The 22,302-nt window shown below is 70.7% G+C and carries 20 protein-coding genes and 1 pseudogene; 15 read left to right on the top strand and 6 right to left on the bottom strand.

Annotation, left to right across the window (positions count from 1 at the left end; genetic code table 11):
• Positions 1 to 29: 29 nt before the first annotated feature.
• Entirely contained in the window at positions 30 to 398 is a 369-nt protein-coding gene (locus I5071_RS19115; protein WP_236606911.1) for a glutaredoxin domain-containing protein, read from the bottom strand.
• A gap of 71 nt (positions 399 to 469) precedes the next feature.
• Here I5071_RS19115 and I5071_RS19110 point away from each other — a divergent pair, with 71 nt between their 5' ends.
• The 6 genes from I5071_RS19110 (at position 470) to I5071_RS19085 (ending at position 8,518) form a co-directional block, all read left to right on the top strand.
• Positions 470 to 2,290, top strand: a complete 1,821-nt coding sequence (locus I5071_RS19110) for a M2 family metallopeptidase (RefSeq protein WP_236606910.1) — start codon at positions 470 to 472, stop codon at positions 2,288 to 2,290.
• A 105-nt stretch (positions 2,291 to 2,395) separates the two neighbouring features.
• Entirely contained in the window at positions 2,396 to 3,670 is a 1,275-nt protein-coding gene (locus tag I5071_RS19105; protein WP_236606909.1) for a sensor histidine kinase, read from the top strand.
• Positions 3,667 to 4,422 carry a LytR/AlgR family response regulator transcription factor gene (locus I5071_RS19100; RefSeq protein WP_236606908.1) on the top strand — a complete coding sequence of 252 codons (756 nt, stop codon included), beginning with the start codon at positions 3,667 to 3,669 and terminating at the stop codon, positions 4,420 to 4,422. The genes I5071_RS19105 and I5071_RS19100 overlap by 4 nt, the downstream gene beginning before the upstream one ends.
• Before the next feature lie 127 nt (positions 4,423 to 4,549).
• A complete protein-coding gene (locus I5071_RS19095; RefSeq protein WP_236606907.1) occupies positions 4,550 to 6,466 on the top strand; it encodes a glycosyl hydrolase family 28-related protein in 1,917 nt (638 codons plus the stop codon).
• Positions 6,467 to 6,533: 67 nt separating this feature from the next.
• A complete protein-coding gene (locus I5071_RS19090; RefSeq protein WP_236606906.1) occupies positions 6,534 to 7,745 on the top strand; it encodes a serine hydrolase domain-containing protein in 1,212 nt (403 codons plus the stop codon).
• The gene (locus I5071_RS19085) at positions 7,742 to 8,518 is read left to right on the top strand and encodes a phytanoyl-CoA dioxygenase family protein (RefSeq protein WP_236606905.1); all 777 of its coding nucleotides are present in this window, start codon (positions 7,742 to 7,744) and stop codon (positions 8,516 to 8,518) included. The genes I5071_RS19090 and I5071_RS19085 overlap by 4 nt, the downstream gene beginning before the upstream one ends.
• Before the next feature lie 4 nt (positions 8,519 to 8,522).
• Here the strand turns inward: I5071_RS19085 and I5071_RS19080 are convergent, their stop codons facing one another.
• Together I5071_RS19080 and I5071_RS19075 are read right to left on the bottom strand one after the other, a co-directional pair.
• Positions 8,523 to 9,677, bottom strand: coding sequence for a DUF5995 family protein (locus I5071_RS19080; RefSeq protein WP_236606904.1), 1,155 nt, complete (start codon positions 9,675 to 9,677; stop codon positions 8,523 to 8,525).
• 86 nt (positions 9,678 to 9,763) lie between these two features.
• Positions 9,764 to 10,588 carry a hypothetical protein gene (locus I5071_RS19075; RefSeq protein WP_236606903.1) on the bottom strand — a complete coding sequence of 275 codons (825 nt, stop codon included), beginning with the start codon at positions 10,586 to 10,588 and terminating at the stop codon, positions 9,764 to 9,766.
• A 262-nt stretch (positions 10,589 to 10,850) separates the two neighbouring features.
• On the opposite strand from I5071_RS19075, the gene rpsO reads away from it, so the two are divergent.
• From rpsO to I5071_RS19055, 4 genes and pseudogenes are all read left to right on the top strand, one after another.
• Positions 10,851 to 11,120: a 30S ribosomal protein S15 gene (rpsO, locus tag I5071_RS19070; RefSeq protein ID WP_236606902.1), complete on the top strand. Its 270-nt coding sequence runs from the start codon at positions 10,851 to 10,853 to the stop codon at positions 11,118 to 11,120.
• Between the two features lie 284 nt (positions 11,121 to 11,404).
• A pseudogene (gene pnp / locus I5071_RS19065) lies at positions 11,405 to 13,489 on the top strand (polyribonucleotide nucleotidyltransferase); the annotation flags it as partial.
• Positions 13,490 to 13,903: 414 nt separating this feature from the next.
• Entirely contained in the window at positions 13,904 to 14,359 is a 456-nt protein-coding gene (gene dut / locus I5071_RS19060) for a dUTP diphosphatase (RefSeq protein ID WP_419249636.1), read from the top strand.
• Between the two features lie 117 nt (positions 14,360 to 14,476).
• Complete coding sequence (locus I5071_RS19055; RefSeq protein ID WP_236606899.1) at positions 14,477 to 16,330, top strand: hypothetical protein; 1,854 nt, start codon at positions 14,477 to 14,479, stop codon at positions 16,328 to 16,330.
• A 46-nt stretch (positions 16,331 to 16,376) separates the two neighbouring features.
• On the opposite strand, the gene trxA is transcribed toward I5071_RS19055, so the two are convergent.
• Positions 16,377 to 16,712: a thioredoxin gene (gene trxA, locus I5071_RS19050; RefSeq protein WP_236606898.1), complete on the bottom strand. Its 336-nt coding sequence runs from the start codon at positions 16,710 to 16,712 to the stop codon at positions 16,377 to 16,379.
• Positions 16,713 to 16,781: 69 nt separating this feature from the next.
• Positions 16,782 to 17,021: a hypothetical protein gene (locus tag I5071_RS19045; RefSeq protein WP_053232693.1), complete on the bottom strand. Its 240-nt coding sequence runs from the start codon at positions 17,019 to 17,021 to the stop codon at positions 16,782 to 16,784.
• Positions 17,022 to 17,077: 56 nt separating this feature from the next.
• Between I5071_RS19045 and I5071_RS19040 the strand changes: the two genes are divergently transcribed.
• Both I5071_RS19040 and I5071_RS19035 read left to right on the top strand, forming a co-directional pair.
• Positions 17,078 to 18,379, top strand: coding sequence for a homoserine dehydrogenase (locus I5071_RS19040; protein WP_236606897.1), 1,302 nt, complete (start codon positions 17,078 to 17,080; stop codon positions 18,377 to 18,379).
• On the top strand, positions 18,380 to 18,790 hold the full coding sequence (locus tag I5071_RS19035) for a bactofilin family protein (RefSeq protein WP_236606896.1): 411 nt from the start codon (positions 18,380 to 18,382) through the stop codon (positions 18,788 to 18,790). It begins immediately after the preceding gene.
• 188 nt (positions 18,791 to 18,978) lie between these two features.
• Here I5071_RS19035 and I5071_RS19030 read toward each other — a convergent pair whose 3' ends face one another.
• A complete protein-coding gene (locus I5071_RS19030; RefSeq protein ID WP_236606895.1) occupies positions 18,979 to 20,241 on the bottom strand; it encodes a hypothetical protein in 1,263 nt (420 codons plus the stop codon).
• 353 nt (positions 20,242 to 20,594) lie between these two features.
• Here I5071_RS19030 and I5071_RS19025 point away from each other — a divergent pair, with 353 nt between their 5' ends.
• Genes I5071_RS19025 through atpH form a run of 3 tightly spaced genes read left to right on the top strand, consistent with a single transcriptional unit; the run spans position 20,595 to position 22,302 of the window.
• Positions 20,595 to 21,065 carry an ATP synthase F0 subunit B gene (locus I5071_RS19025; RefSeq protein ID WP_236606894.1) on the top strand — a complete coding sequence of 157 codons (471 nt, stop codon included), beginning with the start codon at positions 20,595 to 20,597 and terminating at the stop codon, positions 21,063 to 21,065.
• Complete coding sequence (locus I5071_RS19020; RefSeq protein WP_236606893.1) at positions 21,065 to 21,742, top strand: ATP synthase F0 subunit B; 678 nt, start codon at positions 21,065 to 21,067, stop codon at positions 21,740 to 21,742. The genes I5071_RS19025 and I5071_RS19020 overlap by 1 nt, the downstream gene beginning before the upstream one ends.
• Positions 21,739 to 22,302, top strand: coding sequence for an ATP synthase F1 subunit delta (gene atpH / locus I5071_RS19015; RefSeq protein WP_236606892.1), 564 nt, complete (start codon positions 21,739 to 21,741; stop codon positions 22,300 to 22,302). The genes I5071_RS19020 and atpH overlap by 4 nt, the downstream gene beginning before the upstream one ends.

Genomic DNA, 22,302 nt, shown 5'->3' with positions numbered 1-22,302 from the left:
CAGGGCTCGCACGAGAGCGTCCGGGCTCTTCAGCGCCCGAGCATCTTCGCGAGCTCGCCGCTCTCCGCGAGCTTCTCGAGATCGTCGGCCCCGCCGACGAGCGTGCCCTTCACGAACACCATCGGGAACGTGGGCCAGCCGGTCCACATCTTCAGCGCGTTGCGGCGGCGCCAGAGCGAGAGATAGCTGCCGTAGCCGAGGTACTCGTGCTCGATCCCGAGCTTCTTGAGCAGCGCACGCGCGCGCCGCGGGTTCGGGTTCTGCGACATCCCGACCACCACCACGTCGTGCTTCGCGACGGCGGCCTTCACCTCGTCGACGATGTCGCGGTGATGCGTCGCGATCTTCTCGCGGACTGCAGGATGGATCTTCGACTCGTCGAGCACGTCGCGCGGCATCTCTCACACCCCGTGGCAGAAAATCCCGCAGTGCTTGTCTTCACCATCCTGCGTTGGCAAGTTCGCGCGCCATGCGTTCACGATTCTTCGCAGTGATCGCGGCGCTCGCGAGCGTCGCGTGCGCCGGCAGCGCCCCCGCCCCACGCAGCGCGGCCGACCTCTCGCCCCAGGCGCAGGCCGACGAGCTGCTCGCGCTCTACGATCCGATCTACGTCGCGCTCTACACCGAGTCGGCGCGCGCCGCGTGGGTCGCGGCGACCGACGTCTCCGAGGAGCACACGGGCCAGCGCACCGGCGCGGACACGGCGTTCGCCGCGTTCGCGGGCAACGCCGAGGTCATCCGCCGCGCGCGCGCACTGCTCGAGCAGCAGGACCAGCTCGATCCGCTGACCGTGCGCCAGCTGCGGCAGATGCTCTATCTCGCAGCGTCCGCGCCCCAGACGCGTCCCGATCTCGCGCGTGCGCGCGTCGCCGCCGAGGCGCAGCAGAGCGCGCGGCTCGACGGATTCCAGTTCTGCCTCGCGCGCGAGGGCGACACCTGCACGCAGCCGGTCACGACGAACGATCTCGATCGTGTGCTGCAGACGTCCACCAATCTCGAGGAGCGCCTTCGAGCGTGGCAGTCGAGCAAGGAAGTCGGCGCCGTTCTCCGCGACGGTCTCGTCGAATTGCGCGGGCTGCGCAACGGCGTCGCGCGCGAGATGGGATATCGCGACTTCTTCGCGTTCCAGGTCGACAACTACTCGCTCACGACCGAGCAGATGATGGCGCTGCTCGACCGCCTCGTGGAGGAAGTGCGCCCGCTCTACGTGCAGCTCCAGTGCTGGGCGCGCCACGAGCTCGCGCAGCGATACGGCCAGAGCGAGGTCCCGACGCTGATTCCCGCGCACTGGCTCGGCAATCGATGGGGCCAGAGCTGGCCCGGCCTGGTCGAGGGCGTCGACATGGACTCGCTGGTGTCGTCGCGCGAGCCCGAGTGGGTCGTGCAGCAGGCCGAGCGCTTCTACGTCTCGATGGGCTTCCCGAGCCTGCCGCAGTCGTTCTGGGAGCAGAGCGATCTCTATCCGGTGCCGGAGGGCGAGACCCGTCGGAAGAACGCGCACGCGAGCGCGTGGCACGTCGATCTGCAGAGCGACGTGCGCTCGCTGATGAGCGTCGAGCCGACGTGGGAGTGGTTCACGACGACGCACCACGAGCTCGGGCACATCTATTACTACATCTCGTATTCGCGCCCCGAGGTGCCTTATCTGCTACGCGAGGGTGCCAATCGCAGCTACCACGAGGGAATCGGCGATCTGATCTCGCTCGCCGCGTCGCAAGAGCCCTATCTGCGCGAGATCGGTCTCTTGCCCGAAGGGCAGGAGATCGACGAGATGCGCTGGCTGCTCGACTCGGCGCTCACCGGCCCGATCACGTTCCTGCCGTGGTCGGCGGGCGTGATGAGCCACTTCGAGCGCGATCTCTACGCCGGCGAGCTGCCGCCCGAGGAGATCAACCGCCGCTGGTGGGAGCACGTCGCGCGCTTCCAGGGCATCGCGCCGCCGAGCGAGCGCCCCGCCGAGGGCTGCGACGCCTGCACCAAGACGCACATCAACGACGATCCCGGACAGTACTACGACTACGCGCTCGCGAACGTGGTGCTCTATCAGCTCCACGATCACATCTGCCGGAACATCCTCCAGCAGGACCCGCGCGCCTGTAACTACTACGGTCGTCGCGAGGTCGGCGATTTCCTCCGCGCAGTGATGTCGCCCGGCGCGAGCCGCGACTGGCAGGAAGTCCTCGTCGAGCACACCGGCCGCGAGCTCACCGCGGAGCCGATGCTCGAGTATTACCGCCCCCTGATGCAGTACCTCGAGGAGCAGAACCGCGGCCGCACCTGCGGCTTCTGATCGAGTGGCGCGGTGCGCGCCGCGTCGCATCACCGCGCGAACGGTCTCCCGAGCTGCCCGAACGGCGGGCTCGCTGCCCCGGCCCGCTGCTACGCTCTTCTCCGAATGACGCCGCCGACGCTGCTCGTCGAGCTCGCGGAGAAGATGGGGCTCCTCGCGGCCGCCGCGCTGGTGGCCGTTCTCTTCCCGCCGCTGCGCAATCGACTGCTCGGCGTCGGCCGTCGCGTCGACAAGCTCGCCGCGGTCGGCCTCGGCTTCGGGCTCTCGGTGTGGGGCGCGACGCTCGGGCTCCACGTCGCGGGCGAGGACATCAACGTGCGCGCGATCGGCATCCTGATCGCCGCGATCCTCGGTGGCTGGAAAGCAGGTCTGCTCGCGGGCCTCGGTGGCGGTCTCTTCTACGCGTTCCAGGTCGACCCCCAGACGGCTCCCTACGTGCTGATCGCGTCGGTCGTCGACGGAGTGCTCGCGGGTGTCGTCGCCGAGCGCAGGCCCGAGTGGGTCGAGGGCCCGCGCGTCTTCTTCACCGCGATCGCCGTGCAGGGCGTGCACCTCTTCGTGGTCGGCGTCGGCCTCGTCGCCTTCGGCTACGCCGAGCGATATCTGCCCGCGTGGCCCGCGCACCTCGTGAAGCTCGTCGTCAACGGCGCGGGCGTCACGCTCTTCGTCATGGTCGCGCGCCTCGTGATCTCGCGCGAGGAGCGCGGCGTCGCGCTCGCTCACGCGCGCGCCGCCGCCGACAAGGCCGCGCTCGAAGCGCTGCGCCGCCGCCTCGAGCCGCACTTCCTCTTCAACGCGCTCACCGCGATCCGCGCGACCATCCGCCGCGATCCCGAGGCCGCCCGCGAGCTCGTCAGCGATCTCGCCGATCTCTATCGCTACCTGCTCTCGCACCCCGACGACGCGCCGCTCTCGGCCGAGGTCGATCACGCGAGCGCGTACCTCGCGATCGAGCGCGCGCGCCTCGGCGAAGGCCGCGTGCGCATCGACATCGACGTGCCCACCTCGCTCCGCGCCCATCGTGTGCCCGCGCTCCTGCTCCAGCCGCTCGTCGAGAACGCGGTGCGTCACGGGGTCGCGCGACGCAGCGGAGCGGGCACGATCCGCATCGGCGCCCACGAGGACGGCGACTCGCTCGTCATCGAGGTCGAGGACGCGTGCGAGGGCGACCCCGTGCCCGCCAACGAGAAGGGCAGCGGCATCGCGCTGGCGACGCTGCGCGAGCGCCTCGGCCGTCTCTTCGGCGATCGCGCCGCGATCGATCTCGACGTCGGTGCGACCGGCGCGCGCGCGTGCGTGAGATTGCCGCTCGAAGCGCAGACTACGTCCAGCGGGTCTCGGGTGCTCGCATCGATCGAGGAAAGGGCGAATGCGTCATGAGCACGACGATCCGCGCACTGGTGGTCGACGACGAGCCGCTCGCCCGCGACGAGCTCGTGTTCACGCTCGAGCAGATCGGCGGTGTCGAGGTCGTCGCGCAGGCCGAGAGCAGCGCGAAGGCGCTCGCGCTCCTGAGCGAGCACGCGCCCGACGTGGTGTTCGCGGATCTCCGCATGCCCGGCCCCGACGGGCTCGCGCTCGCCGAGGCGGTGATCGCGCGTCGTCCCAGCACCGCGATCGTGATGGTCTCGGCGCACGACGACGGCGCGCTGCGCGGCTTCGAGGTCGGCGTCGTCGACTACCTCCTCAAGCCGGCGCGCCTCGACCGCGTGCGCAAGGCGATCGATCGGGTGCGCGCGCGCATCGCCGAAGGTCCGAGCCCCAGCGAGCCACCGCCGCGCGAGGGCGCGACGCTCACGCGCCTCGCGGTGCGCCGTCGCGGCGCGTACGTCGTCGTCGACATCCACGACGTCGTGTGGTTCGAAGTGAAGGACGAGCTCGTCTGGGCAGTGACCGAGAACGATCGCTACGCGCTCGATCTCACGCTCTCCGCGCTCGAGCAGCGCCTGCCCGACGGAGTGTTCTTCCGATCGCACCGCGGCTTCCTCGTGCGCCTCGATCGCATCGCCGCGATGGAGCCGAGCGGCGCGGGCACGTTCGAGCTCACGCTCAGCCATCCCGAGAAGCCGCGCATCCCACTCGCGCGCGAGCGTGCGCGCCTGCTCCGCGATCTGATCCCGATCGCGGGCTGAGGCCTCTGGGCTCCAACGTGTGGAGCGCGGAGCGCTCCGCATGCGCGGCGCACGCTCCGCACCGCGCGATTTTCGTGGATCCTTGCGGCTGCACGGGTTGGACGCGCCCTTGCAAATGGCCGCGCCGATGCGCCACCTGCTCGTGCTCGCGCTGCTCGGGACCTCGATCGCGTGCGCTCCAGGAAACATCGGCGACGTCGAGCGCACCGACGCCGGCGGTCTCGTCGGGCCGCGTGTCGACGGCGGACGCACCGTCCCGCCCGGCACCGACGGAGGCCCGGCGCCGATCGACGACGACGCGAGCACGCCCGACGACACCGACGGCGGCACGCCGCTCGATCCCGACGGCGGCGGCCCGGTGGTCCCGCCCGCGGATCGCGGCGCGACGGTGCCCTGGGACGAGTACGAAGCGGAGGCGGGCCGCACGAACGCGACGGTGCTCGAGGATCGCCGCGAGGTCGGCACCGTCGAGGCCGAGTCCTCCGGCAGGCGCGCAGTCCGTCTCGACGACCCCGGCGACTACGTCGAGCTCACCGCTGCACGCCGCGCGAATTCGATCGTCGTCCGATATTCGATCCCCGACGCGCCCGGCGGCGGTGGAATCGACTCCACGATCAACGTCTACGTGAATGGCACCCTTCGCCACCGACTGCCCGTCACGTCGCGATATGCGTGGTTCTACGATCTGAATTCATGGCTCAACGGCGGGCCCAATCACCCCACCGACGACCCTGCGCGCGGCACTCCGTTCCACTTCTACGACGAGTCGCGCGCGCTGATCGGCGACATCCCCGCGGGCGCGACGGTGCGCATCCAGATGGATGCCGACAACGCCGCCGACTACTACGTCATCGATCTCGTCGATCTCGAGCTCGCTCCCGATCCGCTCCCGCGCCCCGACGGATTCCTCTCCATCGTCGACGACTGCGGCGCGACCCCGAACGACGCGACCGACGACGGCAACGCGATCCAGACGTGCCTCGACCGCGGCCGCGCCGAGTCGCGCGGCGTGTGGATCCCCGCGGGCACGTTCGAGACCTCGTACGCGCCCGCGCGGGACATGGGCTTCTTCACCGACCGCAACACGATCCGCGGCGCCGGCATGTGGCACTCCACGATCCACGGCTCGGGCGCGCGCTTCTACTGCGCGGGCAACGACTGCGTCTTCTCCGACTTCGCGCTCTTCGGCGACACCCGCGTTCGCGACGGACAGAAGCGCAGCAATGGATTCAACGGCAGCGCCGGCACCGGCTCACGGCTCGATCGCATCTGGATCGAGCACGTCGAGGTCGGTTATTGGGTCGGGCTCGACAGCCCTCCGAATGGTCCGACGAATGGCCTCGTCATCTCCGACTGCCGCATTCGCAACACCTACGCAGACGGCGTCAACTTCTGCAACGGCACCAGCAACTCCGAGGTCGTGAACACGCACCTCCGCTACACCGGCGACGACTCGCTCGCGGTGTGGGCCTACACCGCGCCGGGCGCCGTCGCGACGAACAACGTGTTCCATCGCAACACCGCGCAGCTCCCGTGGCGCGCCAACTGTTTCGCGATCTACGGCGGCGCGGACAACCGCATCGAGGACAACGTCTGCACCGACACGCTGACGTTCCCCGGCATCCAGGTCGGCGGCCCGTATCCGCAGCACGCGTTCGGCGGCACCACCCGCGTCGCGCGCAACACGCTGCTGCGCGCGGGCGGCGTCTCGTTCGGACAAGAGCACGGCGCGCTCAAGCTCTTCTCGTTCCAGGTCGATCTGAACCAGATCGTCGTCGAGGACATCGACATCGAGGATCCCAGCTACTTCGGGCTCGACCTGCAGTCGTGGGGCGCCGACGCGAGCCGCATCGCGCAGGCATCGATGTCGCGCGTCACGATCAGCTCGCCCGCGCGCCACGGCATCCACGTGCGCGGCGATGCGCGCGGCCGCCTCTCGCTGAGCGAGGTCGTGGTGCGCGACGCGTCCGCCGGGGGACTCCTGCACGAGGGCCCCGCCGGGCAATTCACGATCGAGCGCGGCACCGGCAACGAGGGCTGGTAGCCCGCTCCCCTCCGTTCGAGCGGGCCCCGCGCGAGCACGCGCGTGAACGCGTTATCCTCGTGCTCGCATGCGCCTGCCGTACGTCGCGCTCCTCGCGCTCTCGCTCGCGGCCTGTGGCGACCTCGGTCTCGCGTCGGTCGACGCATCGGTCCCGACCGACGCGATCACGCCGCCCGCGATCGACGCGACGCCCTTCGACGGCGGCCCGCCGCCCGCCGATCTCGAGGGCTTCGTCGACTGGCACATGCGCGCCGGCGGCATCCGCGGCCTCGCTGCTGCGATCACCACGCGCGACGGCACTGCGCTCACGCTGCTGCGCGGTGAAGCGAGCGAGGGCATTCCCGTCGCCGAGGACACGCTCTTCGTGCTCGCGTCGATCTCGAAGACGTTCACCGGGATCCTCGTGGTGCAGCTCGTCGAGGACGGCCTCCTCGATCTCGATGCGCCGCTCGACGACGACCTCCCGTACGCGGTGCGCAACCCCGCGTTCCCCGACGTGCCCGTCACCGCGCGCATGCTGCTCACGCACACGTCGGGCCTCCGCGATCAGCTCACCGTGCTCGGCATGGCGTCGACCGCAGGCACCGATCCCGACATCGCGCTCTCCGACTTCGTGCGCGACTACGTCGCCGTCGCCGATCACTGGAGCACGCGCCCCGGCACTCGATACGAGTACACCAACGCCGGCTTCGCCGTGCTCGGCGCGCTCGTCGAGGCGATCACCCAGCAGGACTTCCGCGCGCGCAGCGACGCGCGCCTGCTCGATCCGTTCGGGCTCGACGGCGCGGGCTGGTTCCTCGCCGACGTCGACGTCTCGCTGATCGCGACGCCGTACGCGTGGAGCGAGCGACGCGGCTTCACCGCGCTCCAACACGGCGGCTACGCGTTCTATCCGGCGAGCTCGATGCGCGCGTCGATCGCGCACATGGCGCGCTACGCCCGCGCGGTGTCACGCGGCCTCGAGATCGACGGCACGCGCGTGCTGAGCGCGGAGCTCGCGACCGAGATGCGCCGCGTCCCCTTCCCCGAGATCGCCGGCGATCGCGCGCTCGCGTGGGAGATCGAGACGATCCGCGGCCGCGCGTACATGCACCACTCCGGCGCGACGAACGGCGGCGCGACGCTGCTCTACGTCGGCGACGACGGCGTGAGCATCATCGTGCTCACCAACAGCGACGCGTACATCCGCTCGCGGCTCGGCATGCGCGAGGGCGCCGACGCGCTGCGCGAGATCGTGCTGCGCCTCGACACCGAGGCCGACACGCTGGTGCGCGAGTGATCACCGACGAGCAGCGGACCGCGTTCGCGCGCGATGGCTACATCGTGTTGCGCGCCTGCGTCCCCGCCGAGCGCGTCCGAGCCGCGCGCGATCGCATCGCCGAGGCGCTCGAGCGCGACGAGTCGATCGGCGAGCTGCCGCGCTTCCTCGCGAGCACGTTCTGCCCCTCGATCACCCGCGACCCCGAGATCGTCGGACTGCTCGAGCCCGCGTACCCCGCGATCGCCGCGCTCTTCGGCGTCCCCGAAGCACCGCGCGCGAAGAGCGGTCAGATCGCGCTGCGCTTCCCGGAGCGCGCGCGCATCGACGCACGCCACGGGTTCCACCTCGACGGCTTTCCCACCGCGCTCAACAACGTCCCGCGCGGCACCGTGCACCGACACACGCTGCTCTGCGGCGTGTATCTCACCCCGCTTCGCGGTCCCGATCGCGGCAACTTCGTCGTGTGGCCCGGCTCCCATCGCCACTTCGCGCGGATGCTGCGCGCGCTCGACGCGCCCGCGTTCCTCGCGACGCACGGCGCCGAGGCCCTGCTCGATCGCATCCGCGCCGAAGAGGTCGGCCCGCCGCGCCAGATCGAGGTCGAGCCCGGCGACGTCGTGCTCGCGCATCATCTCCTCGCGCACGGCGCGTCCGACAACCTCGCGCTACGAACCCGCGAGACCGTCTACTTCCGCCTGCTGCATCCGCGCGACAGCGCCCAGGATCCGACGCCGCTGATGGACGAGCGCGCGATGTTCGACGGAGTTGATTGGTCGACCAACCAAGATTGATCGACTACCCGAGCACGCGCACCAGCCCGACCGCGCGCTCGAACGCCTCGCGCCTGCGGCGCGCGATCGGGTAGTAGCGCTTCTCGATGAGCGCCCCGCGCATCGCGTCGGGCGTGAGCACGTCGAGCACGCGTTCTCTCGGCGTCCACGCCTCGCGCGGCAGCACCTCGCGGATCTTCGCCGAGGCCTCGAGGAAGATGTCGCCCATGCGCAGGTAGTCGGCGCGGAACCGCGCGAGATCGGCGCGCCCCGCGTAGCTCGACAGGTGCACCTTCGCGATCGCGCGCGGCAGATCGTCCTCGATGTGCGCGCGCATCCCCGCGTGGATCGATCGCATCGCGCGCACGAACACCGTCGCGTCGTCGCGCGCCGCGGTCTCGGCGCGCCGATGCGCCTTGACCCAGTGCGCCTCGACGTCTCCGCTGCGCTCCCCGAGCCGGATCGCGAGGTTCTCCTCCCAGAGCCCGTGGAACGCGATCACGAGCCGCAGCACCCACGCCGGATGATCGAAGCGCCCCGCGGCGCACGCGATCAGCTGGCCCTCGGTGACGTGCTCGTACACCCGCGCGAACCACCCGCGATCGTCGTCGCGCTCGAGCAGCATGTCGGCGTAGGCGCGCTGCGACTCCATACACGCCTCGGCCTCGCGCAGCAGGGCGCGCGACTCCGCGAGCTCGTCGAGCGATCGCAGCGGGGGCAGCGTGACCTCGACGTGATCGTCCATCTCCGTCGCGACGCGCGCCATCGCGTCGAGGCTGCGCTCCAGCGAAGGGCGCAGCGCCGCGCGCGCCGCCCACTCGAGCGGCAGGGCCGCGAGCGTCGCCTCGACCCGCCAGTGCACCCGCGATCCGCGCGCGCTCGGGGTGATCGTGATCGTCCCGCGGTGCTGCTTCACGCCGCCGCCCGCGAGCACGCGATATACGAGCAGCCCCGGCGCCTCGGCGCGCTCGATCACTTCTTCGAGCACCACCTCGCGACCCATCATCCGCGGCCGCACCCGCCGGAGCGCGCCGGTCCCGCCCGGATGTCCGGCATCGCCGCCCAGCACGCGCTCGACGCGCGCCTCGGACCAGCGGTTCATGCGATCGGGCTCCGACACCAGCGCGAACGCGACCGCCGGCGGCACCGAGAGCTCTCGCTCGAGATCGAGAACGAGCACGGTGCCCATCATAGACCCGACGGAAACGAAGAGGCCGGCGTCGTCTCCGACGCCGGCCTCGTTCGACGCTCACGCGTGCGCTGCGATCACTCCGCGCAGGGCGAGCCCGCGGCGTAGTCGTTGCGCAGCGGGCCGAGGGTCACGATCGTGACGCCGTCCGCGAAGACCTGGATCTCCTCGCAGGCCACGCGCTCCGCCGCGGCACCCTCGGTGCGGCTGCCCCAGAGCTCGACGCGGATCGGATCCGTGGTCGCCTCGGCGTTCGCCGCCGCGAACAGACCGTTCATCGGGTTCGTCGTGGTGCGCGTCGCATCCGGCAGGCGGGTGTTGCCGAAGTAGCCGGCGAAGAAGTCGGTCGGGTTCGCGCCCGGCGCGATCTCGGTGCTGCCGCGGAACACGCGGACCACCGCGTTGCCGACCGGCGCGCCCGCGCAGTCCGTGAAGCTGCCCGACACGATCGCCGTGCCCGGGAGGCGCATGCGGCGGTAGAGCGACGGGATGAACCCGATCGTCATGCTCGACACGCTCGGGAGCTGCGCCGTGCCGCCGGTCGCGGGGACCTGGCGGTTGTAGCCGACGGTCAGGACCGGGACGCTGCCGCCGCTGCCGGTGCCGGCCGCGACGCGGTACGCGAACCACGCGCCTTCCATGCCCGTCAGGCCCGCGACGTTGCCATCGGCGCCGGGCGTGTTCGTGACGCAGGTTCCCGCGCAGGCCTCGGACACGACGTTGTCGGGGAAGTAGTCGACGGCGACGCCACCGACGCTGCTCGCCTCACCGCTCTGGAAGTCGTAGACGTGCCCGGTGAACGTCGACGCCGCGCCGCCGGTCGGCGCAGTGCGCGTGCCGACGCAAGAAAGATCGCCGGTGAGCGCCGGAGGCGGAGGGCCCGCGTCCGGATCCATCATCATCCCGTCGTCGTCGTCGCCGCCACACCCCGCCAAAGCAACGATCGCACACGCCAAGAAACCGAGCCGTTTCCGCATAATCCTCCCCTTCTTCCCACCGAAGGCGACGGCGAGTCTGACACTTTCCAGTGCTCACGCCAGGGTTCCACCCGCCCGCGGACCCGTGCTTGACGCCCAGGGGGGTGGCCCGCATACTCCGCCGACTTTCAGGGCCCAGGACGTTCCCGGGCCGCTCGTTTTTGGCCCGTTTTCCCGAGATTTCCGCATGGCTCTGAACCCCGAGCGCAAGACGCAGATCATCGAGCAGTTCCGCACGCACGAGGGCGACACCGGCTCGCCCGAGGTGCAGATCGCGCTGCTCACCGAGCGCATCCAGTACCTCACCGAGCACTTCAAGACGCACGCGAAGGACCACCACTCGCGTCGTGGTCTCCTGCAGCTCGTCAGCCAGCGCCGCCGTCTGCTCGACTACTTGCGCCGCGAGAGCGTCGACCGTTACCGCAAGGTGATCGGCGCGCTCGGCATCCGTAAGTGATCCTGGGTCGTTGGAGCGCGTAGCGAGAGAGCGGGTCCCGGCACCGCAGATTGCGGTGAAGGGATCCGCTTTTTCGTTTCCGTCTCCGCGCCCATCTTCAGCACGTTCCAACCACCAACCCCAACGCCGGCGCGCGTCCGCGAGAGAAGGGACAGCGTTCGGACTTCGATTCGAGCCCTCGAGCACGACGACACCCCTCGTCGTGATCTCGTTCGAGGCCTGGAACCGAGGACCGAGCACCCCTCCGCGCCGCGACACCGGCATCGCTCGAGGAGTGTCTCTTCATGTCCCAGTTCATCCGAGAGAACGTCAAGGTCGGCGACCGCGTCATCACGCTGGAGACCGGCCGCATCGCGAAGCAGGCGCACGGCTCCTGCCTCGTCACGTGTGGTGAGTCGATCGTCCTCGTGACGGTCTGCGGCACCACCGAGCCGCGCCCCGGCATCGACTTCCTCCCGCTCAGCGTCGAGTACGTCGAGAAGACGTTCGCCGCGGGCAAGATCCCGGGCGGCTTCTTCAAGCGCGAGGGTCGCCTGCGCGATGCCGAGATCCTCGTCTCGCGCCTGATCGATCGCCCCTGTCGTCCGCTCTTCCCCGACGGCTATCGCAACGAGGTGCAGGTCATCGCGACCGTGCTCTCGTTCGATCAGGAGAACCCGACCGACGTGCTCGCGATGCTCGGTGCGAGCGCCGCGCTGCACATGTCGGCGATTCCGTGGGCGGGCCCGATCGGCGGCCTCCGCGTCGGGCGCGTCGACGGCAAGTGGGTCGCGAACCCGACCTACGCCGAGCAGGAGCGCAGCGACTGCGAGCTCGTCGTCGCGGCCAGCAAGGACGCGATCGTGATGGTCGAGGGCGAGGCCGACGAGATGAGCGAGAGCGACCTCGTCGAGGCGCTCTGGTTCGGCAAGAACGCGATCCAGCCCGCGATCCAGCTCATCGAGCAGATGCGCGAAGCGGCGGGCTCGACGAAGTGGGCGTTCACCCCGCCCGCGAAGACGCCGGGCCTCGCCGATCGCGTCGCGCAGGTCGCGAGCGAGGGCATGAAGAAGGCGATCAACACGCCGGTCAAGCACCAGCGCTACGACCTCTTCAAGAAGGTGAAGAAGGACGTGGTCGCGGCGCTCCTTCCCGAGCTCGGCGCCGAGAAGGAGAAGGAGATCAAGGAGGCGTACGAGGATCTGAAGTACGTCTCGATGCGCGAGCAGGTCCTCACGGACAAGCGCCGCGTCGACGGGCGTGACTTCACGACCGTGCGTCCGATCTCGATCGAGATGGGCCTGCTCCCGCGGGTGCACGGCTCGACGCTGTTCACGCGTGGCGAGACCCAGGGCATCGTCACCACGACGCTCGGCACCACGAGCGACGAGCAGCGCATCGACGCGCTCGAGGGCAACACCTGGAAGCGCTTCCTGCTGCACTACAACTTCCCGGCGTACTCCGTCGGTGAGGTGAAGCCGATGCGCGGCCCCGGCCGTCGCGAGATCGGCCACGGCAACCTCGCTGAGCGCTCGCTCGCGAAGATGGTCCCGGGCAAGGAAGAGTTCCCCTACACGATCCGCATCGTCAGCGAGATCACCGAGTCGAACGGCTCGAGCTCGATGGCGACGGTGTGCGGCGGGACGCTCTCGCTGATGGACGCGGGCGTGCCGATCAAGGCGCCGGTCGCGGGCGTCGCGATGGGTCTGATCGCCGAGGGCGATCGCTACGCGGTGCTCACGGACATCCTCGGTGACGAGGACCACCTCGGCGACATGGACTTCAAGGTCTGTGGCACCAAGCGCGGCGTCACCGGCATCCAGATGGACATCAAGATCTCCGGCCTCAGCCGGCAGATCATGGAGCAGGCGCTCGCGCAGGCGAAGGACGCGCGCCTGCACATCCTCGACAAGATGCTCGAGGCGATGCCCGCGGCGCGCCCGGAGCTCAGCAAGTACGCGCCGCGCATCACGACGATCAAGGTCAAGCCCGACCAGATCCGTCTCGTGATCGGCCCCGGCGGCAAGACGATCAAGGGCATCGTCGAGGCGACGGGCGCGCAGGTCGACATCGAGGACGACGGCACGGTGCACGTGGCGTCGGCGGATCCGAAGGCGGCCGAGAAGGCGCTCGAGATGATCCGCGGCCTGACGACGGAGCCCGAGGTCGGCAAGACCTACAAGGGCATCGTGAAGCGCGTGGAGCCCTACGGCGCGTTCCTCGAGATCATGCCGGGCACCGACGGCCTCTGTCACATCTCGGACTTCGCGTGGGAGCGCGTCGAGAAGACCGAGGACGTGATGAACCTCGGCGACGAGATCGAGGTGCAGGTCACCGACATCGATCAGACGGGCCGCGTGCGCCTGTCGCGCAAGGCGCTGCTGCCGAAGCCCGAGGGCTGGGTGGAGCGTCCGGCGCGCGAGCCCCGCGAGGGCCGTGGTGATCGTGATCGTGATCGTGGTCCGCACGATCGTGATCGTGGTCCGCGCGATCGTGATCGTGGTCCGCGCGATCGTGATCGTGGTCCGCGCGATCGGGGTCCGCGTGATGATCGTCCGCGCGACGACCGTCCGCGCGACGACCGCCCGCGCGACGATCGTCCGCGTGAGGATCGTCCGCGCGATGATCGCCCGCGTGATGACCGTCCGCGCGAGGATCGTCCGCGCGAGGATCGTCCTCGTGAGGATCGCCCGCGCGACGATCGTCCGCGCGACGACCGCGACAACGACTGATCGCGCGACGAGCGCAATCCCGACGAACGCCCCGGCGCGCCACGCTCCGGGGCGTTCGTGTTTTGGTGAGGGGTGTCGAGCATGGAGCGACTTCGGATCCAGCGTCTCCGCGACGATGCGCCGCTTCCCGTGTACGCCACGGACGGTGCCGCCGGTCTCGATCTCTCCGCTGCGCTCGACGCGCCGATCGAGGTGCGTCCCGGTGACGTCGTGCGCGTCCCGACCGGTCTCGCGATCGCGCTCCCGCCGGGCCACGAGGGCCAGGTGCGACCGCGCAGCGGTCTCGCCGCGCGCCACGGCATCACGGTGCTCAACGCGCCCGGCACGATCGACGAGGACTATCGCGGCGAGGTCCAGGTGATCCTCGTGCACCACGGCCGCGAGCCGCACGTGATCCGTCACGGCGATCGCATCGCGCAGCTCGTGGTCGCGCCGGTCACGCGCGTCGCGATCGACGTGGTCGATGCGCTGGAGACGACGCCGCGCGGCGACGGCGGCTTCGGCTCGACGGGGCTCGGGCGTCGCTGATGCGCTCCGAGGACGCCCCTCGACGGGGAGCGCAGGCCTCGAATACCCTCGAAGGCCCGATGGATGGGCCCACGCGAGCTGGCGGCGCGCGCCACGATCCTTCGAGGTGCTCGCTCCATGAGTGACACGACGCTGGTGACCGGAGCGCCCGGCGGCCGTGCCCCGCGGAAAGGCGAGGTCCTCGCCGAGCGCTACGAGATCGTCGAAGCGCTCACGAGCGACGCGCTCGTCCTCACCTACCGCGGGCTCGATCAGGAGAGCGACGCGCCGATCCTCCTGCGCTGCACCGCGCCGGGCCTGCTCGGTGAGCGCGACGCGCGCGGGATGGTCGAGCGGATGCGCCCGCTGATCGGCGGCGGCGGTCGCGTGATCTCACCGCTGCGCGACGTCGATCGCGAGGGCACGTTGGTGCTCACCGTCGAGCCGTGGCCGCGCGGCACCTCGCTGCGCGCGGTGCTCGATGCGCGACGCGCGAAGGCCGCGGGCACGCTGGAGCCGCGTGAGGTGCTCCCGGTCGTCGCGCGCCTGGCCGCGGCGATCGCCTCGATCCCCGAGTTCTTCTGGCACGGCGACGTGCGCGCCGATCGCGTGTGGGTCGATCCCGACGGGCTGCTGCTCACCGGCGGCTTCTTGCTGTCCGCGATGTCCGGCGAGCTGGTGTCGAGCGCGCTCGAGCGCGAGCCGGGCCTCCGTCAGGGCCTCGCCCCCGAGATCGCCGACGGGCTCGGCGGTCGGGCCTCGGATCGCTGGGGTGTCGCCGCGATCGCGTGGGAAGCGCTCACCGGGCGCGGCGTGGACATGCGCCGCGCGTCGCCGCCGGCGGCGCTCGGCCCGGTCGGCATCGAGCTCGCTCGCGTGCTCAACGCCGATCCCGCGGCGCGGCCCCCGACGCTCGACGCATTGGTCGGTGCGCTCGCCGATCTCGCGCGCCTTCCGGTCCCCCAGGTCGATCGCGACAGCTTCCCCGTCGCGACGTCCGCGACGACCGACGAGACGACGCAGGTCGCGGAGCTCGAGGGCTCGCCGACCGATCCCTCGCGGCGCACCAGCTCGTCGTACCCGACGTTCGCCGATCCGCCGACCGATCGCGTCACGCGCTCGGCGGAGGCGTCGCTCGACAGCGACGAGCGTGTGCCCACCGATCCTGGGATCACGCCGACCGCGTCGCGTGACACCGCGCGGCACGTCGCGCTCGGCCCCGACGGGCAGCTGCCCGAGGCGAGCGATCTCGATCCGCGTCTGGTGCGCGCCGCGCTCGCGTCCGAGCCCGACGTGCTCGCGAGCGCGGAGCTCGAGCTGCTCGACGGCAAGACCGATCCCGGCGCGAAGGTCGACCCGCGCGACACGATGAGCGACGAGCTCGATCCGCGCCTGGTGCGCGCCGCGCTCGGCATCGCGCTCGACGCACCCCCGCCGAAGCGTCGCTCGGCGCAGATCACGCAGGAGCTCGCGCCCACCGATCTCGAGGAGCTGCGCGCCACCGCGCCCGGCAAGAAGACGCCGAAGATCGCGAGCGCGAAGGCGACCGCGGTGGGCATGCCCGTGGTGGTCCCCGCGATCGTCTCCGAGCCCGAGCCCGCGCGTCCCGTGCGACGTCGCCCTGCGCGCGAGCCCGAGCCGGTGCCGCTGCCCACCGACATCAAGCCGATCCCGCGCCCGCGCGCCGCGGACAGCGGCGAGATGATCGCGCCGGGCCCGGTGCTGTTCGACGCGTCCAAGCCCGCGCCGCGCGCCGCGGCGCCGGCCGCACCTGCCCCGCAGACCCCCGCCGCCGCCGTCCCTGCCGCGCCGCGCGGGCCCGCACGACGCACGACCTCGTGGACGAGCTACGCGATCATCGCGGGCGCAGTGGTCATCGCGATCGCGATCGTCGGGGCCGGGTTCCTCTATCGCGCCTCGATGCAGCGCGAGCAGGAGCGCCAGCAGCGCATCGAGCAGCGCCTCCGCGAGCTCCAGAGCACGACGCCCTGATCCCTCGCGGGACCAGGGCGTCTCTCGCTCGTCGCGAGCGGCGCGCTCAGGCGCCGATGCCGGTGTCGATCAGGCGCGCGAGGATCGTCTTCGGCGCCGCGCCCTGCTGCTGCGCGACGATGCGTCCGCCCTTGAACACGTAGAGCGTGGGGACGCCGCGGATGCCGAAGCGCGCCGCGGTGCTGGGGCTCTCGTCGATGTCGAGCTTCACGACCTTCGCGCGCCCGGCGTACTCGTCGGCGAGCTGGTCGATGAAGGGCGCGATCTGACGGCAGGGCCCGCACCACGTGGCGGTGAAGTCGACCAGGACCGGCTGGTCCGAGTTCATCACCTCGGTCTCGAAGTTGAGATCGTTCACCACGAGCACGTTCTTGCCGGCCATGAGCACCTCCGAAACGCGGTGAACGTAGGGAACCACCGGGGGGGTGTCAATCGAAGCTGCCGTGCGAGCTCAGCCCATGGCGCGCAGCACCACGTAGAGCACCGCGAGCGCGGCCCACAGCACCGCGGACACGCGCGCGCCCGCCTTCCACGCGACGTAGGGCGTGGCCAGCGGCACCAGCCCGAGCGACTTCGTGCGTCGATCGATCGCGTCCGATCGCAGGAGCTTCACCGTCGCGAGGACGTGCACGAAGAGCCACACGCCGGCGGTCACGATCCACGAGATCAGAAGCGCTGCGCCCGACGGCAAGATTGGAGCCTCCTACCAGCTTTCGTGAGCACGGCCCATGAGGTATGTCAGCGCCCGTGACGAGGTCGATTCGGATCGGGATGCTGGGCTGCGGCGTGGTGGGGCAGGGCGTGCTCCGGACGATCGCGACCCGCCGTGAGAGCCTCGCGCGCCGCCTCGGTGCGCCGATCGAGGTGCGCCGTGTGGTCGCGCGCGATCCCGACAAGGAGCGCGGCGAGCACGCGCCTCGCGAGCTGCTCTCGTTCGATCCCGAGAGCGTGCTCGGCGATCCCGAGATCGACGTCGTCGTCGAGGTGATGGGCGGGCTCGATCCCGCGGGCGCCCACGTCGTGCGCGCGATCGAGGCCGGCAAGTCGGTCGTCACCGCGAACAAGTTCCTGCTCGCCGAGCGCGGCTCGGAGCTCTTCGAGCTCGCCGAGGCACGCGGCGTCGACCTCGCGTTCGAGGCCGCGGTGTGCGGCGGCATCCCGGTGATCCGCGTGCTGCGCGAGGCGCTCGTGAGCGACAACGTCGTCGCGCTGCGCGGCATCGTCAACGGCACGAGCAACTACATCCTCTCGCGCATGTACGACGAGAAGATCGACTTCTCGGTCGCGCTGCGCGGCGCGCAGGACGCGGGCTACGCCGAGGCCGATCCCACGCTCGACGTGAACGGCGGCGACGCGCTCCACAAGCTCACGATCCTCGCGTCGCTCGCGTTCGGCACGCGGGTGCTGCCCTCGCAGATCCACCAGGAGGGCATCGAGCACGTCGCGGCGATCGACATGCAGATGGCGGCGCGCTTCGGCTACGTGATCAAGCTGCTCGCGATCGCGCGCGCGCTGCCGAACGGCGCGCTCGATCTGCGCGTGCACCCGGCGCTCGTGCCCGACGACAGCGTCATCGCGAGCATCTCGGGCGCGCTCAACGCGATCTACATCGAGGGCGAGAGCCTCGGCCCGCTGATGATCTCGGGCTACGGCGCGGGCTCGATGCCGACCGCGATGAGCGTGGTGAGCGACATCGTCGACGTCGGGCGCAACCTGATGATGGGCTCGCGCGGTCGCATCACCCATCGCTCGCTCGCGGCGCGCGAGGTGCGCGATCCGGGGCACCACGTCGGCCGCTACTACCTGCGCTTCACGGTGATGGATCGCCCCGGCGTGCTCGCGCGGATCGCGGGCGTGCTCGGCGCGTTCGACGTGTCGATCGAGCAGATGATCCAGGAAGGCCGCGCCAGCGCCGACGGCGAGCCGGTGCACGTCGTGATGCTCACCCACGCGTGCAAGGACGCGAACGTGCGCAGCGCGCTCCGGGAGATCCACATGCTCAGCGGCATCGCGCAGCCGGCGCGCGCGATCCGCATCGAGGAAGGCTGAATGCCCGCGCCCCGCGATCTCACGGGCATCGGCGAGCTGCACGCGCTGCTCGGCCGCGGCGCGCGCTTCGAGGGCAAGCTCGCGTTCGAAGGGCGGGTGCGCATCGACGGCGCGCTCAAGGGCGAGATCCTCGGCGACGGAGTGCTCGTCATCGGCGACGGCGCGGAGGTCGAGGCGAACATCGAGGTCGGCACGCTGATCGTGCGCGGCGGCGTGCTGCGCGGGAACGTGCTCGCGCGTCAGCTCATCGAGATCCACCCCGAGGGCGCGGTCTACGGCGACATCCAGGCGCCGGAGATCGACATCTCGAAGGGCTGCGTCTTCGAGGGCCGCTGCACGATGCTCCCGGTCGGTCGCGACGACGAAGAGGCCGAGACCGGGGAGACCGCCGTGCCCGACGAGCACGGATGATACCGCCGGGCGCGCCCGAGCCTTTCATTCGGCGAAAAACGTGACTCCGCGCGGGCCGGAGGCTGCCTTCGACCGAAGAACGGCTCCGGTCCGGTGAAACCGGCGATCTTCGGCGAAAAACCGGGTCTTGCCCGGGGCCAGACCCGTTTTTTGCTGAAAGAACCAGGGGCGGCGCCCGGGCGCCGCGATCACCAGTAGCCGATGCCGGCGAAGATCCCGATGCGCACGCCGCCGTCGGTCCCGCTGTCGCCCGCGAACGCCGCGTCCGGCGGATCCGAGAACGTGAGCCAGTAGTTCACGTAGCTGACCTGGAGCGCCCAGGTGATCCCGAACGTGCCCGCGAGCGTGAACCCGCCGCCGAGCGACCCGCCGACGTCGAAGCCGATCGTGTCGCCGGAATTCCCGTACTGGTTCAGATCGCCGCGGCTCAGCACCGGGCGCACGCCGACCTCGGCGCCGATCACGAAGAGCTCCCGGTAGATGCGCATGCGACCGCGCAGCGCGGGGCGGAGATAGACGTACTCCGCGCTCTCGAGGAGCGGGTTTTCGCTGAGGTTGTAGGTGTCCCAGCCCGCGCCGAATTCGACGCCGAGATCGAGCACGTCGGCGAGCGGGAAGAGCCAGCCCGCCGCGAAGTCGACGCGGTAGAACGTGCTGTCGACCGGTTGTCCCGTGCTGTCGACCTGCGACGACAGACCGACCGCGTGGGCGAAGAAACCGCGCGCGTAGATCCCCTGGATCACGCCGGGATCCGCGTTGAACGGGCGCAGCTCGCCGCGCACTGCGAGCTCCGGGTACCACGCGTTGTAGCGACCGTGGCGGCCGTCCTGGAACGTCACGTCGGCCTCGCGCGAGCGCGGCACCACGCCGAACTGGAGCTCGAGCAGCGGGGCGCGGCGATCCCACGACGACGGGGCGCCTTCCTCGGCCTCTTCTTCCTCGACCTCCTCTTCGACCTCTTCCTCGTCGGGCAGCGTCGTGGTGCGCACCGGCGGCGGCGCCTCTTCTTCCACCTGCTGCCGCGGCCCGGGCAGGCGCGAGAGGCCGTCGTCGAGCAGCGATCGCGCGGCGCGCGCGACGCCCTGGCCGCGCATCTGCGCGCTCGCGCTCGCGACCTGGTGCCCGTTCTCGTCGAGGGCGGTGAGCTGGAGGCGCCGGCGACGACCGCGTCCCGTCACCCGGCCCTGCACGATCATCCGAGCCTCGAGATCGCTCGCGACCCGACCGGGATCGCTCCCCGCGGAATCCACCCGATCGAGATCGACGACCGACACGCGTCCGTCTTCCTCGAGCGCGCTCTGGACCTGACGTCTCGCCCCGCCCGCGCCCGCACCCTCGAAGGGCATCACCGCGACCCGCACCTGCGCCTCGGCCGGTGCTCCGTCGATCGTCACCAGGGCCGCGGCTGCGATCGCGGCCGCGACTGGGATCCAGCGCGTCGTGACACTCATCGGCGCGGAGCATAGACGAAAAGGCGTGCTCGGACAGAGGCTTCCAGCCACGTGTGGGACCTCGTTCGAGAGCCCCTCGCCGCCGCGCAGGAGCGACCCCACGTCCGACGAGAAAGGCCCATGTTTCTCGGGCATCCGCGCGTCTCGCGAGCACTCGCGACCACGCTTGACTGCCCACACCCCCATGCTACACAGCGCCCGCCCGAGGGGGCCCTCCCCCCGAGCGCGCGCCCGCCGCCACTGATTTCCCGGCCCTCTCGAACCCCCGACCGCTTCGCGCTGGGCAGGGGGCCCTCTCTCGAGGCGTTCTCGAGAGCTCCCTTGCGAGGCGCCTTCGCCCTCGAGGAATCGGCATGCCGTCCACTCTTCCTGCCCTGCTCCTCTCCGGAGGCGCGGTGATCGATCTCGACGGGTCGCTGCTGATCCAGCTGCTGATCTTCTTCGTCGCGTTCGAGCTCCTGCGCCGCTTGGTGTTCCGCCCGATGATCGCGCTCTTCGATGCGCGGGAGGCGGCGATCGACGGAGCGAAGCGCGAGGCGCGCTCGCTCGAGACCGAGGCCGAGGAGAAGCTCAAGGCCTTCGAGTCCGAGATGAAGAAGGTGCGCGCCGAGGCCGCGGCCGATCGCGACTCGATCCGCCAGGACGCGCAGCGCCTCGAGCGCGAGCTGCTCGCGAAGGCGCGCGTCGAGGCCGACGGGATGCTCGGCGACGCGACCGCGAAGATGCAGTCCGACGCGACGGCCATCCGCGCCGACATGAAGAAGACCGTGCCCGCGCTCGCGGGTCAGATCGCCGAGAAGCTGCTCGGCAGGAAGGCAGCCTGATGCGCACGCTGCGGATGTGGCTGCTCGCGGCGATGCTGGGCCTCTCGGTCCCGGCGATCGCGAGCGCTCAGGATCACGGCGAGCACGGCGCGCCTGCGGAGCACGGTGACGCGCACGGCGAAGGCCACGGCGACGCGCACGGCGAGCACGGCGGCGAGCACCACGCGGAGATCAACACGTTCGAGCTCGGTGGCTCGATCGTCAACTTCGCGCTCCTGCTGCTCGTCCTCTTCCTCCTGATGCGGAAGTCGCTGCCCGAGTTCCTCCGCAACCGCCGCGCGTCGGTGGTCGAGGGCATGGAAGAGGCGAAGCGCGTCAAGGAAGAGGCGGAGACGAAGTACAAGGAGTACTCGGCCCGCATCGACAACCTCGACGCCGAGCTCGATCGCCTCCGCGAGGAGATGCGCCGCGCCGGCATGGACGAGCGCGATCGCATCGTCGCCGACGCGAGCAAGCGCGCCGAGAAGATGCGCGACGAAGCGCGCTTCCTGATCGAGCAGCAGATGAAGCAGCTCCGCGAGGACCTGACGCGCGAGGCGATCGAGGCCGCGGTCGCGGCCGCCGAGTCGATGCTCGTGCAGTCGACGAACGCGCAGGACCAGGAGCGCCTCGCGAAGGACTACCTCGGCACGATTCGCACCTCGCTCGCCGAGAAGGTGCAGGAGAAGCGGCTGTGATCGCGTCGGGAGTCGCCAAGCGCTACGCAAAGGCTCTCTTCGAGCTCGCGAGCGAGCAGAAGACGGTCGAGACCATCGGGAAGGGGCTGGCCGACGTGGCGGGCGCGCTCGAGTCCAGCGTGGAGCTGCGCGGTGTGCTCGAGAACCCGAAGTACCTGCCCGAGACCAAGAAGCAGGTCGTGCGCGGCATCGCCGAGCGCGCCGGCGCGCCCGCGATGCTCGTGAACGCGCTGATGATGCTGACCGAGCGCGGCCGCCTCGAGCACCTGCGCGCGATCTCGGACGCGTACCAGTCGATGGCCGAGGCCCAGGCAGGACGCCTGCGCGCCGAGGTGATCAGCGCGACGCAGCTGCCCGAGAGCTACTACGCCGAGCTCGAGCGCACGCTCTCCGAGGCGACCGGTCGCAAGGTGCAGCTCGTGCGCCGCACCGATCCCTCGCTCATCGGCGGCGTCGTCGCGAAGGTCGGCGACGTCGTGTTCGACGGCTCGATCAAGAACCGTCTCCGTGACATCCGCCACCAGCTCCTGGTGGCTGCTTCCCCGCAGGGTCGCGCCTGA

Source organism: Sandaracinus amylolyticus (genome assembly GCF_021631985.1).
Classification (GTDB): Bacteria; Myxococcota_A; Polyangia; order Polyangiales; family Sandaracinaceae; genus Sandaracinus; species Sandaracinus amylolyticus_A.
Note: the sequence above shows the minus strand (reverse complement) of the source record. Positions and strands in the feature narration are given on the sequence as shown.

What these genes read in the sequence shown, in the direction of transcription:
- I5071_RS19115 (WP_236606911.1), bottom strand. Translation starts at nt 398, where the DNA reads ATGCCGCGCGACGTGCTCGACGAGTCGAAGATCCATCCTGCAGTCCGC.
- I5071_RS19110 (WP_236606910.1), top strand. Translation starts at nt 470, where the DNA reads ATGCGTTCACGATTCTTCGCAGTGATCGCGGCGCTCGCGAGCGTCGCG.
- I5071_RS19105 (WP_236606909.1), top strand. Translation starts at nt 2,396, where the DNA reads ATGACGCCGCCGACGCTGCTCGTCGAGCTCGCGGAGAAGATGGGGCTC.
- I5071_RS19100 (WP_236606908.1), top strand. Translation starts at nt 3,667, where the DNA reads ATGAGCACGACGATCCGCGCACTGGTGGTCGACGACGAGCCGCTCGCC.
- I5071_RS19095 (WP_236606907.1), top strand. Translation starts at nt 4,550, where the DNA reads ATGCGCCACCTGCTCGTGCTCGCGCTGCTCGGGACCTCGATCGCGTGC.
- I5071_RS19090 (WP_236606906.1), top strand. Translation starts at nt 6,534, where the DNA reads ATGCGCCTGCCGTACGTCGCGCTCCTCGCGCTCTCGCTCGCGGCCTGT.
- I5071_RS19075 (WP_236606903.1), bottom strand. Translation starts at nt 10,588, where the DNA reads ATGATGATGGATCCGGACGCGGGCCCTCCGCCTCCGGCGCTCACCGGC.
- rpsO (WP_236606902.1), top strand. Translation starts at nt 10,851, where the DNA reads ATGGCTCTGAACCCCGAGCGCAAGACGCAGATCATCGAGCAGTTCCGC.
- I5071_RS19055 (WP_236606899.1), top strand. Translation starts at nt 14,477, where the DNA reads ATGAGTGACACGACGCTGGTGACCGGAGCGCCCGGCGGCCGTGCCCCG.
- trxA (WP_236606898.1), bottom strand. Translation starts at nt 16,712, where the DNA reads ATGGCCGGCAAGAACGTGCTCGTGGTGAACGATCTCAACTTCGAGACC.
- I5071_RS19035 (WP_236606896.1), top strand. Translation starts at nt 18,380, where the DNA reads ATGCCCGCGCCCCGCGATCTCACGGGCATCGGCGAGCTGCACGCGCTG.
- I5071_RS19030 (WP_236606895.1), bottom strand. Translation starts at nt 20,241, where the DNA reads ATGAGTGTCACGACGCGCTGGATCCCAGTCGCGGCCGCGATCGCAGCC.
- I5071_RS19025 (WP_236606894.1), top strand. Translation starts at nt 20,595, where the DNA reads ATGCCGTCCACTCTTCCTGCCCTGCTCCTCTCCGGAGGCGCGGTGATC.
- I5071_RS19020 (WP_236606893.1), top strand. Translation starts at nt 21,065, where the DNA reads ATGCGCACGCTGCGGATGTGGCTGCTCGCGGCGATGCTGGGCCTCTCG.